This is a genomic window from Streptomyces sp. NPDC035033, assembly GCF_040636735.1.
Lineage (GTDB): Bacteria > Actinomycetota > Actinomycetes > Streptomycetales > Streptomycetaceae > Streptomyces.
Window position 1 is genome coordinate 1 of record NZ_JBEZUZ010000002.1, and the last position, 14,073, is coordinate 14,073.

Annotated in this window: 11 protein-coding genes; all 11 read right to left on the reverse strand. The window is 71.9% G+C overall.

Going from position 1 to position 14,073, the window contains the following annotated elements; translation table 11 throughout:
- Window positions 1-102: 102 nt before the first annotated feature.
- Window positions 103-2,031 carry a TIGR03960 family B12-binding radical SAM protein gene (locus AB0E83_RS01465; protein WP_362104281.1) on the reverse strand — a complete coding sequence of 643 codons (1,929 nt, stop codon included), beginning with the start codon at window positions 2,029-2,031 and terminating at the stop codon, window positions 103-105.
- A gap of 52 nt (window positions 2,032-2,083) precedes the next feature.
- Window positions 2,084-3,610, reverse strand: a complete 1,527-nt coding sequence (locus AB0E83_RS01470) for a CYTH and CHAD domain-containing protein (RefSeq protein WP_362104283.1) — start codon at window positions 3,608-3,610, stop codon at window positions 2,084-2,086.
- Between the two features lie 32 nt (window positions 3,611-3,642).
- Window positions 3,643-4,842, reverse strand: a complete 1,200-nt coding sequence (gene rodA / locus AB0E83_RS01475) for a rod shape-determining protein RodA (protein WP_362104285.1) — start codon at window positions 4,840-4,842, stop codon at window positions 3,643-3,645.
- Between the two features lie 4 nt (window positions 4,843-4,846).
- The gene (gene mrdA / locus AB0E83_RS01480) at window positions 4,847-7,039 is read right to left on the reverse strand and encodes a penicillin-binding protein 2 (protein ID WP_362104287.1); all 2,193 of its coding nucleotides are present in this window, start codon (window positions 7,037-7,039) and stop codon (window positions 4,847-4,849) included.
- Window positions 7,040-7,058: 19 nt separating this feature from the next.
- Complete coding sequence (gene mreD, locus AB0E83_RS01485) at window positions 7,059-7,727, reverse strand: rod shape-determining protein MreD (protein WP_362104288.1); 669 nt, start codon at window positions 7,725-7,727, stop codon at window positions 7,059-7,061.
- Window positions 7,724-8,782 (reverse strand): rod shape-determining protein MreC, encoded by a 1,059-nt coding sequence (gene mreC / locus AB0E83_RS01490; RefSeq protein WP_362104290.1) that lies wholly within the window; start codon window positions 8,780-8,782, stop codon window positions 7,724-7,726. Before mreC ends, mreD begins: the two co-directional genes overlap by 4 nt.
- Before the next feature lie 77 nt (window positions 8,783-8,859).
- Window positions 8,860-9,879, reverse strand: coding sequence for a rod shape-determining protein (locus tag AB0E83_RS01495; RefSeq protein WP_019886273.1), 1,020 nt, complete (start codon window positions 9,877-9,879; stop codon window positions 8,860-8,862).
- 257 nt (window positions 9,880-10,136) lie between these two features.
- Window positions 10,137-10,550 carry a nucleoside-diphosphate kinase gene (ndk, locus tag AB0E83_RS01500; RefSeq protein ID WP_362104292.1) on the reverse strand — a complete coding sequence of 138 codons (414 nt, stop codon included), beginning with the start codon at window positions 10,548-10,550 and terminating at the stop codon, window positions 10,137-10,139.
- Between the two features lie 64 nt (window positions 10,551-10,614).
- Window positions 10,615-10,983 carry a DUF4233 domain-containing protein gene (locus AB0E83_RS01505; protein WP_362104294.1) on the reverse strand — a complete coding sequence of 123 codons (369 nt, stop codon included), beginning with the start codon at window positions 10,981-10,983 and terminating at the stop codon, window positions 10,615-10,617.
- A gap of 6 nt (window positions 10,984-10,989) precedes the next feature.
- Complete coding sequence (locus AB0E83_RS01510; RefSeq protein ID WP_362104296.1) at window positions 10,990-12,510, reverse strand: folylpolyglutamate synthase/dihydrofolate synthase family protein; 1,521 nt, start codon at window positions 12,508-12,510, stop codon at window positions 10,990-10,992.
- Between the two features lie 347 nt (window positions 12,511-12,857).
- Window positions 12,858-14,000 (reverse strand): ATP-binding protein, encoded by a 1,143-nt coding sequence (locus AB0E83_RS01515; RefSeq protein ID WP_362104298.1) that lies wholly within the window; start codon window positions 13,998-14,000, stop codon window positions 12,858-12,860.
- Window positions 14,001-14,073 lie beyond the last annotated feature (73 nt).

The following is a 14,073-nucleotide window of genomic DNA, read 5'->3' on the forward strand; positions in this document are numbered from 1 at the left end:
GTCCGGGGGCCGGGACAGGGCTGTGGACCATGGGGGGTGTGGCGTGCTCTCTGTGCGATCCGGACGGAGATCCGTCCGGGCGCCCCTCTCGTGCGTGCGGGCTTACTTGACCACGGTCAGCGGCAGCAGCTTCTTGCCCGTGGGGCCGATCTGGATGTGGGTGTCCATCTGCGGGCAGACGCCGCAGTCGAAGCACGGGGTCCAGCGGCAGTCCTCGACCTCGGTCTCGTCGAGGGCGTCCTGCCAGTCCTCCCAGAGCCAGTCCTTGTCGAGGCCGGAGTCCAGGTGGTCCCAGGGCAGGACCTCCTCGTAGGAGCGCTCGCGGGTGGTGTACCAGGCGACGTCCACGCCGTACTCGGGGAGCGTCTTCTCGGCGCACTCCATCCAGCGGTCGTAGCTGAAGTGCTCGCGCCAGCCGTCGAAGCGGCCGCCGTCCTCGTAGACCGCGCGGATGACGGCGCCGACGCGGCGGTCGCCGCGGGAGAGCAGGCCCTCGACGATGCCGGGCTTGCCGTCGTGGTAGCGGAAGCCGATCGAGCGGCCGTACTTCTTGTCGCCGCGGATCTTGTCGCGGAGCTTCAGCAGGCGCGCGTCCGTCTCCTCGGCCGACAGCTGCGGGGCCCACTGGAAGGGGGTGTGCGGCTTGGGGACGAAGCCGCCGATGGAGACGGTGCAGCGGATGTCGTTCTGGCCGGAGACCTTGCGGCCCTCGGCGATCACGTTCATCGCCATGTCGGCGATCTGGAGGACGTCCTCGTCGGTCTCCGTCGGCAGGCCGCACATGAAGTACAGCTTCACCTGGCGCCAGCCGTTGCCGTAGGCCGTCGAGACGGTACGGATGAGGTCCTCTTCCGAGACCATCTTGTTGATGACCTTGCGCATGCGCTCGGAGCCGCCCTCGGGGGCGAAGGTGAGGCCGGAGCGGCGTCCGTTGCGGGTCAGCTCGTTGGCCAGGTCGACGTTGAAGGCGTCGACGCGGGTCGAGGGCAGGGAGAGGCCGATCTTGTCGTCCTCGTACCGGTCCGCGAGGCCCTTGGCGATGTCGCCGATCTCCGAGTGGTCCGCGGAGGACAGCGAGAGGAGGCCGACCTCCTCGAAGCCGGTGGCCTTGAGGCCCTTCTCCACCATCTCGCCGATGCCGGTGATGCTTCGCTCCCGCACGGGGCGCGTGATCATGCCGGCCTGGCAGAAGCGGCAGCCGCGGGTGCAGCCGCGGAAGATCTCGACGGACATGCGCTCGTGGACGGTCTCCGCGAGCGGGACGAGGGGCTGCTTGGGGTACGGCCACTCGTCGAGGTCCATGACGGTGTGCTTGGAGACGCGCCACGGCACGCCCGAGCGGTTGGGGACGACGCGGCCGATGCGGCCGTCCGGCAGGTACTCGACGTCGTAGAACGCCGGGATGTAGACCGAGCCGGTCTTGGCGAGGCGGAGGAGGACCTCCTCGCGGCCGCCGGGCCGCCCCTCGGCCTTCCAGGCGCGGATGATCTCGGTCATGTCGAGGACGGCCTGCTCGCCGTCGCCGATGATCGCCGCGTCGATGAAGTCCGCGATCGGCTCGGGGTTGAAGGCGGCGTGGCCGCCGGCGAGCACGATGGGGTGGTCGACGGTGCGGTCCTTCGACTCCAGCGGGATGCCCGCCAGGTCGAGGGCGGTGAGCATGTTGGTGTAGCCCAGCTCGGTGGAGAAGGACAGGCCGAACACGTCGAAGGCACCGACCGGGCGGTGGCTGTCGACCGTGAACTGCGGCACCTTGTGCTCGCGCATCAGCTCTTCGAGGTCCGGCCACACGCTGTAGGTGCGCTCGGCGAGGACGCCCTCGCGCTCGTTCAGCACCTCGTAGAGGATCATGACGCCCTGGTTGGGCAGGCCGACCTCGTACGCGTCCGGGTACATCAGCGCCCAGCGGACGTCGGCGGACTCCCACGGCTTGACCGTGGAGTTCAGCTCTCCACCGACGTACTGAATCGGCTTCTGCACGTGCGGGAGCAGAGCTTCGAGCTGCGGGAAGACAGACTCGGCAGCAGACATCTCGAACCTTCGTGAGCTGGCAGGGGGGCGACTCTCAAGCGTACCCCGGTGCTCAGCGGCTCAGTGCCGCCCGGAGCTCCGGGGCCGCCGCCCGCTCCCACACCTCCGGCAGCTCGCGCCGTGCCGCCGCCGCGGCTGCTTCCTGCTTCGCGTGGAGAACGCCCCAGGTGAAGGAGGGTTCGCCGGCCGATTCGGAGCGGGTGGCGAGGTCGTCCAGGGCGGTGCGGGCGACGACGGTGTCCTGGTGGTCGCCGAGGAGGCTCTGGACGGCCTTCACCTTCTTGGCGAACCGTTTCGCGGGCTTGCCGAGGGCGGGTGCGGCAGCGTCGGCGGCGTACCGGGCCCGCTTGGCGGCCTTGCGGGCCTCGTGGAGGGCCGCGTCCCGCTCGGGGCCGGGGTCGAGGCCGAGGGCGGGGCCCATCCGGTCGGCGAGCCGGCCGTGGTCGCGCGCGATCGCCTTCGGCAGCGCCTTGGCGGCCTTCTTGCGGGCGGCGGGCCGCAGCGGCGGGTCGGCGAGCAGTCCGTCGAGGGTGTCGAGGAGGGCGAGGTGGCGGGGCGAGTCGAGGGCGTCGAGGGCGCGGTGCCGGGCGTCCCGGGAGCGGGCGTTGTCCCAGGTGCGGAGCCTGCCGCGGGCGGGGCCGCGGAGCTGTGCGCGGGGCAGCCCGTCGAGCGCGGCACGCAGCCGGGCCTCCAGGACCTCCTGGTCGCGGGCGTGGCCGAGCTCGCCGGCGAGCCACTTCAGCTCGGCGCCGATCGGGTCGGTGACCTCCCGGTCGAGGACCTTGCGGTAGGTCTTGAAGGCGCTGCGCAGGCGGCGGCAGGCGACCCGCATCTGGTGGACGGCGTCGGGCAGGTCGCGGCGGACGGCGGGGTCGAGTCGGACGAGGGCGTCGATCTGCTTCCGTACGTACGCGAGGACGGCGGCGCCCGCCGTGCCGTCCCCGGCCGCCTCCGCGGGGTCGTGCGGCGGCTCGGGGGCGAGACCGGTCTCGTCGAGGGCGCGGGCCAGCTTGGAGGGGGCGTCGGAGGGGTGGACGCCGGCCTTCTTCAGGCGCTTCTCGACGGCGTCGAGGACCGCCGGGTCGGCGTCGTCGGCGAGCTCGACCTCGATCTCGGTCCAGGCGGCGGTGGAGTCGCCGGCGAGGAGGCGGTCGGCGTGGACGGTGTCCACGGAGAGCTCCGCCAGGACCGTGCCGTCCCCGTCCCGGAGGTGCTTCACGTCGCGGGAGGAGCGGAGCCGGACGACGGGGACGACCTCGGCGCCGCGGAGCCGGGACCGCAGCAGCTTCGCCAGGGAGCGCGGGAGCGCCTCCGAGAGCGGGGCCCTGATCTCGTCGCGGACGCCGACGGCGACGGGGAACTTGAGGTGCCAGCCGGCGTCCCGGCCGCCGGTGCGGCGGCGCAGGGTGAGGGAGTCGGCCGCGAGCCGCAGGTCGGCCGTGTCGTAGTAGACCGCGTCGAGGTCGGTGACGCCCTCGTCCGTCACCGCCGCGACCCCGGCCGCGCGGGTGAGGTCCGGCAGCCGGGTCTCCGCGGTGGCTTCGTACTTCCGCTCGATCTCGCGCTTGGTCTCCGCCATACCTCGAATCTAGTCCCTGCGGGAGGGGGGCGTCAGGCGGTCATCGGCCGTTGCACCCGGATCGACTGGAGGAGTCCGATCGCCACCCAGACGGCGAACATGGAGGAGCCGCCGTAGGAGACGAAGGGCAGCGGGAGGCCGGCGACGGGCATGATGCCGAGGTTCATGCCGATGTTCTCGAAGGACTGGAAGGCGAACCAGGCGATGATGCCGGCGGCGACGATCGTGCCGTACAGCTCGGTGGTCTCGCGGGCGATCCGGCAGGCGCGCCAGAGGACGACGCCGAGCAGCAGCAGGATGAAGCCGGAGCCGACGAAGCCCAGTTCCTCGCCGGCCACGGTGAAGACGAAGTCGGTCTGCTGTTCGGGGACGAACTGGCCGCTGGTCTGGTGGCCGTTGAAGAGTCCGGCGCCGTAGAGGCCGCCGGAGCCGATCGCGATGCGGGCCTGGTTGGTGTTGTAGCCGACGCCGGACGGGTCGAGGTCGGGGTTGGCGAAGGCGGCGAAGCGGTTGATCTGGTACTCGTCGAGCATGCCGAGGGCGGTGACGAGGACCGCTCCGGCGACGCCGGCGCCGATCAGGCCGAGGACCCACCGGTTGGAGGCGCCCGAGGCGAGCAGCACGCCGAGCACGATCACGATCATCACCATGACCGAGCCCAGGTCGGGCATGAGCATGACGATGCCCATGGGGAGGGCGGCGAGCACCAGCGACTTGGCGACGGTGCCGTGGTCCGGATGGAGCTGGTCGCCCGCGTCCACCTTCGAGGCCAGCAGCATCGCCATCACCAGGATGATGGTGATCTTCACGAACTCGCTGGGCTGGAGCGAGAAGCCGCCGCCGATCACGATCCACGCGTGGGCGCCGTTGATGGTGGCGCCGAGCGGGGTGAGGACGGCGAGGATCAGCACGATCGACAGGCCGTAGAGGACCGGCACGGCCCCGCGCAGGGTGCGGTGGCCGAGCCAGACGGTGCCGATCATCAGGGCGACGCCGATGCCGGTGTTCAGCAGGTGGCGGAAGAGGAAGTAGTACGGGTCGCCGTTGTTGAGCTCGGTGCGGCCCCGGGTCGCCGACCAGACCAGCAGCGAGCCGATCAGGGAGAGCGCGAGCGCCGAGAGCAGGATCGGCCAGTCCAGCCGGCGCAGCACCGAGTCGCGGGCGGTCAGCCGGGCGACCGGGCCGCGGTCGGGGGCGTACCGGGAGACGGAGAAGTTCGACCGTGTCGTCATCGGGTCAGTCCCTCCTGTTGGGAGGCGTGCCCGCGAGCGGCGGCGGCGCGGCGCCGTTCTGCTCCGCCGGGTCGACCAGCTGGGACTTGGGGTCGTACGCCTTGATCGCCGGGGCGTCGATCGTGCCGTCGGCGTTGACCTTCGGCAGCGCCTTCTGCGGCTCGGGCAGCAGGGCGCGCTTCAGGTCCTGGTTGCCGGCGTCGTCGAGGCCGTAGAGGGCGTCGTAGATGTTGCGCACGGCGGGGCCGGAGGCGCCGGAGCCGGTGCCGCCCTGGGAGATGGTCATGACGATGGTGAAGTCGTCGGTGTAGGTCGCGAGCCACGAGGTGGTCTGCTTGCCGTAGACCTGGGCGGTGCCGGTCTTGGCGCGCATCGGAATCTTGTCCTGGGGCCAGCCGCCGAAGCGCCAGGCGGCGGTGCCGCCGGGCTCGACGACGGAGCGCAGGCCCTTGTCGAGGTCGCGGATGGTCTCCGGGCCGACCGGCAGCCGGCCGTGGGCCTTGGGCTTGATCTCGCGGACCCGCTTGCCGTCGGGGCTGATGACGGCCTTGCCGACGGTGGGGTCGTAGAGGGTGCCGCCGTTGCTGATGGCGGCGTAGATGGTGGCCATCTGGATGGGGGTGACGAGGACGTCGCCCTGTCCGATGGCGAAGTTGATGCTGTCGTACGCCTTCAGCTGGTTGCCCTCCAGGCAGCTCTCGTACGCGATCTGCTCGACGTAGCTGCCGCCCTTCTTGCCCTGCTTGCACCAGGCGTCCTTGTTCGCCTCCCAGAACTTCTGCTTCCACTGGCGGTCGGGGATGCGGCCCTGGACCTCGTTGGGCAGGTCGATGCCGGTCTCCGAGCCGAGGCCGAAGTCGCGGGCGGTCGTGTAGAACCAGTCGTGCGCGTCCTTGTTCGGCGTGATGCCGCCGTCCTTCTGCCACTCCTTGTGGCCGAGGGCGTAGAAGACGGTGTTGCAGGAGTACTTGAGGGCGTCCCCGAGGGTGATGGGGCCGTGGCCCTGGGACTCGAAGTTGGCGAAGCTGCGGCTGCCGAGGCTGTAGGAGGCGCTGCAGTTGTACTTGTCGTTGAAGTCGTAGCCGGCCCGGACGGCGGCGCTCGCGGAGATCACCTTGAAGATGGAGCCGGCCGGGGCCTGGCCCTGGATGGCCCGGTTGAGCAGCGGGTAGTTGGAGTTCTTGCTGGTGAGGCCCGCGTAGTCCTTGGCGGAGATGCCGCCGATCCAGACGTTGGGGTCGTAGTCCGGCTGGGAGGCCATGGCGACGACGCGGCCGGTCCTGGTCTCCATGACGACGACGGCGCCGGAGTCGGCCTCGTACTTCCGTCCGGTGATCTTGTCGGTCTCGCCCCGGACGGTCTTCATCGCCTGGGCCAGCTCGTACTCGGCGACGGCCTGGACGCGGGCGTCGATGCTGGTGACGAGGGTGGAACCGGCCACGCCCGGGTCGGACTTGGTCTGGCCCATGACGCGGCCGAGGTTGTCGACCTCGTAGCGGGTCACCCCGGCCTTGCCGCGCAGCTCCTTGTCGTAGGTGCGCTCGATGCCGGAGCGGCCGACCTGGTCGGAGCGGAGGAACGGCGAGTCGGTGTCCTTGGCCTTCTCGATCTCGCCGTCGGTGACGGGCGAGAGGTAGCCGAGGACCTGGGAGGTCCGGGCCTTGCCGGGGGCCGGGTAGCGGCGGACGGCGGTGGGCTCGGCGGTGATGCCGGGGAAGTCCTCGGCGCTCTCGCGGATGGTCAGCGCCTGCTGGGTGGTCGCCTCGTCGGTGACCGGGATCGGCTGGTAGGGAGAACCGTTCCAGCAGGGCTTGGGCGTCTGGGAGTCGCAGAGCCGGATCTTGTTGACGACGTCCTCGGGCTTCATCTCCAGGACGCCGGCGAGCCGGGTCAGGACGTCCTTGCCCTTGTCCTTCATCTTCATCAGCTCGGTGCGCGAGGCGGAGACCACGAGCCGGGTCTCGTTGTCCGCGAGCGGGACGCCGCGGGCGTCGAGGATGGAGCCGCGGACCGCCGGCTGGACGACCTGCTGGATGTTGTTGCTCTTGGCCTCCTCCGCGTACTCCTTGCCGTTGCGGATCTGGAGGTACCAGAGCCGGCCGCCCAGGGTGAGCAGCAGCGAGAAGACGAGGATCTGGATGACGACGAGCCGGGTCTGGACCCGGGGGGTCCGTCCGGTCTCGGGGATATTGGTCATGCTGCCGGTGCCCCCTCGGTCACAGTCGCTTGACTCCCTTGATGCGTCCGGCGCGCGTGGCCCTGGTGCGGGCGGCCTTGACCCGGAGGCCGCCGCGCTGGGTGCCGATCCTCAGGCCGGTGCCGGAGGCGAGCCAGCCGGAGGCGACGTCGCCGGCGCCCGCCCCCGTGGCGTCGGCGACCGGGTCGTTCTCGGCCCGCCGTGCCAGGGCCATGATGAGCGGCACCGTGAAGGGGGCGAGCAGCAGGTCGTAGACGACGGCGGTGAAGAGCAGGGAGCCGAGGCCGACGTGGCGGGCGGCGGTGTCGCCGACGAGGGCGCCGACGCCCGCGTAGAGCAGGGTGGAGCCGACGGCCGCGCCGACGACGGCGGCCATCGGGCCGACGGCGGAGGTGAACCGGCCGCTCTCGGGCCGGACGAGGCCGACGAGGTAGCCGACGACGCAGAGGACGAGGGCGTAGCGGCCGGCGGCGTGGTCGGCGGGCGGGGCCAGGTCGGCGAGGAGGCCGGCGGAGAAGCCGACGAGGGAGCCGGTGACCGGGCCGTGGACGAGGGCGAGGGCGACGACCGTGAGGAGGACGAGGTCGGGGACGGCGCCGGGGAGCTGGAGCCGGGCGAGGACGGAGACCTGGACGACGAGGGCGACCACGATCAGGGTCGCGGAGAGGAGGATGCGGTTGAACTTCACGGTGTCGCGTCCCCCTGGTCGTTCGGGTTCTCTTCCTGCGCCTGTGCCTGGTCCTGCTCCTGGTCCTGCGCGGGCTTCTCGGCCTCGCCCCGGACGGGCTGTTCGGCCGCCTGGCCCTGGGGCTGCTCGCCGGCCTGCTCGCCGTCGGCGGGCGGCTTCGCGGTGACCGTGACGGTGACGGTCGGCGCGGGCTTCGGCTTCTGCGGCAGCACCGTGTCGCGCGGGTCGGACCGGGGCGCCTGGACGACGACGCCGACGATGTCGAGCTTGGTGAAGCCGGCGTACGGGCGGACGTAGACGTTGCGGGTGAGGCCGCCGCCCGAGGGGTCGACGCGGACGACCTCGCCGACGGGCACGCCGGGCACGAAGGGCCGGTCGCCGGCCGAGCCGAAGGTGACGAGGCGGTCGCCCGGCTTCACCTTGGCCTTGCCGTTGAGGAGCTGGACGAGGAGCGGCCGGTCGCCCTGGCCGGTGGCGAAGCCGAGTTCGTCGGTCTTCTCCATGCGGGTGCCGACGGTGAAGTCGGGGTCGTTGGCGAGGAGCACGGTGGAGGTGGAGGGACCGACGGTGGTGACGCGGCCGACGAGCCCGGCGCCGTTGAGGACGGTCATGTCGCGCTGGACGCCGTCGCGGGCGCCGATGTCGATGGTGACGGTCCAGGAGAAGCCCTGGGCCGCTCCTATGGCGATGACCTGGGCGCCCTTGATGCCGTACTGGCCGGCGCCGGCGGTCTTGAGCAGGGAGTCGAGCTCGCGCAGCCGGCTGCGGTTGCGGTCGTCGCTGCCGAGCTCCGCCTTGAGCGCGGCGTTCTCCTTCTCCAGTGCGGCGATCCGGTTGTGCCGTTCGCCGGAGTCCCGGACCGCGCCTATGGCGTTGCCGATGGGGTCGACCGCCGTCGCGACGCCGTTCTCGACGGGTCCGAAGACGGCGGCGGCGGCCTGCCGGGCGCCGTCGACCGGCGACTCCTGGCCGCCGCGGATGTCCACCGTGATCAGCGCGAACGCGACGGCGACCAGCAGCACCAGGAGAAGCCGGCTCTCTCGTGTGTCCCTCACGTGCGGCGGCCGTGCCCTTCCTCGTGGTTCGTTGTGCGGGTGTTCCGTACCGTACGGGCTCGGGCCCGGCCGATGGGTCAGCGGCGCGGCTGGGCGTCCAGGACCTGCTGGAGCGCCTCGAACTCCTCGACGCACTTGCCGGATCCGAGGGCGACCGAGTCCAGCGGGTCCTCGGCGATGTGGATCGGCATGCCGGTCTCGCGGCGGAGCCGCTCGTCGAGGCCGCGCAGCAGGGCGCCGCCACCCGTGAGAACGATGCCGCGGTCCATGACGTCACCGGAGAGCTCCGGCGGGCACTTGTCGAGGGTGGTCTTCACCGCGTCGACGATCGCGTTGACCGGCTCCTCGATGGCCTTGCGGACCTCGGCGGCCGAGATGACGACGGTCTTGGGGAGGCCCGAGACGAGGTCGCGGCCGCGGATCTCGGTGTGCTCGTCCTGCTCCAGGTCGTAGGCCGAACCGATGGTGATCTTGATCTGTTCGGCGGTGCGCTCGCCGAGGAGGAGCGAGTACTCCTTCTTGATGTGCTGGATGATCGCGTTGTCCAGCTCGTCGCCGGCCACCCGGATGGACTGTGCCGTGACGATTCCTCCGAGGGAGATCACGGCGACCTCGGTGGTGCCGCCGCCGATGTCGACGACCATGTTGCCGGTGGCCTCGTGGACGGGGAGGCCGGAGCCGATGGCCGCCGCCATGGGCTCCTCGATGATGTGCACCTGGCGGGCGCCGGCCTGGGTGGACGCCTCGATGACGGCGCGGCGCTCGACGCCGGTGATGCCGGAGGGCACGCAGACCACGACCCGGGGGCGGGCGAGGTAGCGCCGCTTGTGGATCTTGAGGATGAAGTAGCGGAGCATCCGCTCGGTGATCTCGAAGTCGGCGATGACGCCGTCCTTCAGCGGGCGGACGGCGACGATGTTGCCGGGGGTCCTGCCGATCATCTTCTTCGCCTCGGCACCCACCGCGAGGATTCCGCCGGTGTTGGTGTTGATCGCGACGACGGACGGCTCGTTGAGGACGATGCCTCGACCCCTGACGTACACCAGCGTGTTGGCGGTCCCGAGGTCGACAGCCATGTCACGGCCGATGAACGACATGAAGTTCCCCTTGTTTCCCATGGCTGAGGGTGGTGCGGCGAAGAGTTTTCATCGTAGTGCCGCTCACGCGGATGGCGCGCGCTGGTCCACCTCTGTACTAGGTGACGGTAGGACGCGGCGATCCGTTCCCGGGATTGGCGTTCATATGCCTGGGGGCGGCCGAATTCCTTCGGTCGCCCCACATGTGGCTGCTGTTCGGCTGACGAGGAGTCAGCCGGGGGTCGCTCCGGCGGTCGCTCCGGCGGTCGCGCCGGAGGTCACGCGAGGCCGGGGAAGAAGATCTTCAGCTCGCGCGCGGCGGACTCCTCGGAGTCCGAGGCGTGGATGAGGTTCTCGCGGACGATGGTGCCGTAGTCGCCGCGGATGGAGCCCGGGGCGGCGGCGATCGGGTCGGTCGGGCCGGCCAGCCGGCGGACGCCCTCGATGACCCGCTCGCCCTCGACGACGAGCGCGACGACCGGACCGGAGGACATGAAGCCCATCAGCGGCTCGTAGAAGGGCTTGCCCTTGTGCTCGCCGTAGTGCTGCTCCAGCGTCTCCTGGTCCAGCTCGCGCAGCTCCAGGGCCGCGAGGGTCCAGCCGGCCTTGCGCTCGATGCGGCCGATGATCTCGCCGACGAGGCCGCGGCGGACCGCGTCGGGCTTGAGCAGGACGAGCGTGCGCTGGCTCACGGGGGGAACTCCTTCGGGAGAGGTGTGCGGGCCTCTGAATCTACAGGGCCCGCACCGCCCTCCGTCACGCAGCGTCAGGCCCTGCGGAGCCCTGGGCGGCTCCGTCCGAGGCGGCCCAGCGGGCCTTGATCTCGTCCACCTTGCGCCCGTAGTGCACCGAGCACCACCACAGCACGGCGAAGACCGCCCCGAGGAAGTACATGACGGGGACGAAGAAGCCGCTGACGATCAGGCCGATCTGGAGCGCCCAGCCGAGCTGGACGCCACCGGGACGGGTGATCATCCCGCAGAGCAGCACCGACAGGACCATGGCCACGCCGCACACCCACCAGACGGTGGAGGTGGTCAGGGAGTCGTCCTTCATGGCGACCAGACCGGCGAAGCCGATGACGAAGAACTCGCCGATGAGCGTGGACGAGCAGAGCGTGCGCATGCCGGGTCAGCCCCTCTTGAGCAGCAGCCGGGCGTCGCCGACCGTGAAGATCGAACCGGTCACCAGCACGCCGGCGCCGCCGTACTCGGCCTCTTCCTCGGCGAGCGTGATCGCCGCCTCCAGGGCGTCGGGCAGCCGGGGCTCGACGACGACCCGCTCCTCGCCGAAGACCTCGACGGCGACCGCGGCGAGCGCGTCGGCGTCGGTGGCGCGGGGGGTGGAGTTCTGGGTGACGACGATCTCGGCGAAGATCGGCTCGAAGGCCTCCAGGAGCCCGCGGGCGTCCTTGTCGCCGCTGGTGGAGACGACGCCGATGAGCCGGGAGAAGCCGAAGGACTCGGAGACGGCCTCGGCGGTCGCGCGGGCCCCGTGCGGGTTGTGCGCGGCGTCGAGGATGACCGTCGGGGAGGAGCGGACGACTTCGAGCCGGCCGGGCGAGGAGGTCTGGGCGAAGGCCCGGCGCACGATGTCGACGTCGAGGGTGCGGGCGTGCTCGGCGCCGATGCCGAAGAACGCCTCGACGGCGGCGAGCGCCACGGCCGCGTTGTGCGCCTGGTGGGCGCCGTACAGCGGCAGGAAGACGTCGGGGTACTCGCCGCCGAGGCCGCGCAGGGTCAGCAGCTGGCCGCCGACGGCCACCTCGCGGGAGACGACGCCGAACTCCATGCCCTCGCGGGCCACGGTCGCGTCGACGTCGACGGCCTTCTTCAGGAGCACCTGGGCGGCGTCCACCGGTTGCTGGGCCAGGATGACGGTCGCGCCCTGCTTGATGATCCCGGACTTCTCGCCGGCGATCTCGCCGGTGGTCGAGCCGAGCCGGTCGGTGTGGTCCAGGTCGATCGGGGTGACGACGGCGACGGAGCCGTCGATCACGTTGGTCGCGTCCCAGGTGCCGCCCATGCCGACCTCGACGACGGCCGCGTCGACCGGGGCGTCCGCGAAGGCCGCGTACGCCATCCCGGTGAGGACCTCGAAGAAGGAGAGGCGGTACTCCTCGCGGGCGTCGACCAGCTCCACGTACGGCTTGACGTCCTGGTACGTCTCGATGAACCGCTCGGCGGAGATCGGGGCGCCGTCCAGGCTGATCCGCTCGGTGATCGTCTGCACGTGCGGCGAGGTGTAGCGGCCGGTGCGCAGCTCGAAGGCGCCGAGCAGGGACTCGATCATGCGGGCCGTGGACGTCTTGCCGTTGGTGCCCGTGATGTGGATCGAGGGGTACGCGCGCTGCGGCTCGCCCAGCACGTCCATGAGCGCCGCGATCCGCTTGACCGACGGCTCCAGCTTGGTCTCGCCCCAGCGGGTCGAGAGCTCGGTCTCGACCTCGCGCAGCGCCTTGTCCAGCTCCGGGTCCTCGGGGCGGGTGGGCACGGGGTCGCCCTGCGGCGGTCCGGCCTGGGCGCGCAGGGTGCGGCTGCCGGCCTCGATCACCGCCAGGTCGGGGTCTCGGTTCGTCTCGGCGTCGACGATGTCGTCGAAGGCGTCGGCGGGCTCGTCGGCAAAGTCGCGCGGATCGCTCGGGTCACTCACGCCCCCAAGTCTACGGAGACCCGCCGACAGGACCTCGTACCCACCCCTTTCGGGACCTTCGGTCCGCCGTCCGCCGGGCCGAGGAGGCGATCGGCCGGGCGCCCGGCTCCCCGTGCCGAGCGGGGTCCCCGGTCGAACGGCGGGCGACCCGCCGGACCGCGTGCCCCTCGGCTCGGACCGCCGCGTGGAGCCCTCCGGCGGCCTCCGGCGACCTTCCGGCGCGTCGGGGCGAGGCGGAGCCGGCACGTTGGGCCGTACGGGGGACGGGCGGGCCCCAGGGGGTGAGGCCGCGCGGAGGGGACGGGCGGGCCCCAGGGGGCGCGGCCGTGCGGAGGGGGCGGCGGGTCTCAGGGGGTGAGGCCGGCGGGGAAGCGGGCCTCCACCACGTACGCGCCGTCCCGCCGGCCGGCCGTGAGGGTGCCGCCCATGCTGGCGACCCGCTCGTCCATCGAGACGAGGCCGGTGCCGGTGGAGACGGGCGCGCGGTCCGGCGGGGTCTTCGGCAGCGGGTTGCGGACCTCGATCCGCAGGTCCGGTCCTTCGACGCCGACCACGACCCGCACCGGCAGGCCCGGCGCGTGCTTCGCCGCGTTGGTCAGGCACTCCTGGACCACCCGGTGGACGGCCGTCTGCCGCAGCGGCGACAACGCCTTCGCCTCCCCCGCGATCCGCAGCTCGACCGGGCTGCCCATCCGCTCGCTCTCGGCGGCGAGGTCCGCGAGGCTCTCCAGGCCGGGCGTGGCGCCCTCCCGGTCGGCGCGCCGGACGATCGTCTCGTTCAGCATCAGGTGGGCGCGCCGGGCGGTGTCGGCGAGCTCCTCGAAGTCCTTCCGGTACGCCTCTCCCCTGGCCCGTACGGCCAGCACCTCGGCCCGCACCGCGAGCACGGTCAGCTCGCGGCCGACCAGGTCGTGGACGTCCCGGCCGACCTGGATGCGCTCCTCCTGGACGGCCTGCCGGGCCGCGGCCTCGCGCCGCTGGGCCTCCAGGGCGCGGACCAGGTCGTGGCGGTGGGCGGCGATGCCGACGCCGGCCGCGAGGACGCCGACCGGGACGACCAGGCTCAGGTAGTCGCTGAGCGAGTCGCCGTGGTGCGGGGCGGGCCAGCCGGGCACCTGGAAGTAGGCGAACGCCACCCCGAGGTAGAGCAGGGTCGCGGCGACCGCGGCCCGCCGCCCCCGGAAGCGGCCGATCGAGTAGAGCGCGAACTGGATCAGGGTCACCTCGTGCAGCCAGCCCATCAGGCCGAGCGCCACGAGGTACGGCACCCAGGGCGCCCTCCGGCGCACCACCAGGGTCGCGGCGCCGGCGGCGAGGACGAGGGGGGCGGTGACGCCGGTCAGCGAGTTGTCGGCGCGGGCGAGCCCCGGCACGTCCAGGAGCATGAGCGCGAAGGCGCTGAGCGCGGCGACGGCGTCGAGGGCCCGGGGCGAGCCGGCCCACCGGTCCGCGCGGCGGCGCAGCGCGGGCACGGCGGGGAGGCGGAGCATGCCTCCATCATCCAGGGTCCTTGGTCCCGACGCCGTGGACCCGAAGTCCCGTCCGCTGTGAGATCGGGCACTT

What these genes read in the sequence shown, in the direction of transcription:
- AB0E83_RS01505 (WP_362104294.1), bottom strand. Translation starts at nt 10,983, where the DNA reads ATGCGCACGCTCTGCTCGTCCACGCTCATCGGCGAGTTCTTCGTCATC.
- mrdA (WP_362104287.1), bottom strand. Translation starts at nt 7,039, where the DNA reads ATGACCAATATCCCCGAGACCGGACGGACCCCCCGGGTCCAGACCCGG.
- AB0E83_RS01470 (WP_362104283.1), bottom strand. Translation starts at nt 3,610, where the DNA reads ATGGCGGAGACCAAGCGCGAGATCGAGCGGAAGTACGAAGCCACCGCG.
- AB0E83_RS01495 (WP_019886273.1), bottom strand. Translation starts at nt 9,879, where the DNA reads ATGTCGTTCATCGGCCGTGACATGGCTGTCGACCTCGGGACCGCCAAC.
- AB0E83_RS01515 (WP_362104298.1), bottom strand. Translation starts at nt 14,000, where the DNA reads ATGCTCCGCCTCCCCGCCGTGCCCGCGCTGCGCCGCCGCGCGGACCGG.
- AB0E83_RS01465 (WP_362104281.1), bottom strand. Translation starts at nt 2,031, where the DNA reads ATGTCTGCTGCCGAGTCTGTCTTCCCGCAGCTCGAAGCTCTGCTCCCG.
- rodA (WP_362104285.1), bottom strand. Translation starts at nt 4,842, where the DNA reads ATGACGACACGGTCGAACTTCTCCGTCTCCCGGTACGCCCCCGACCGC.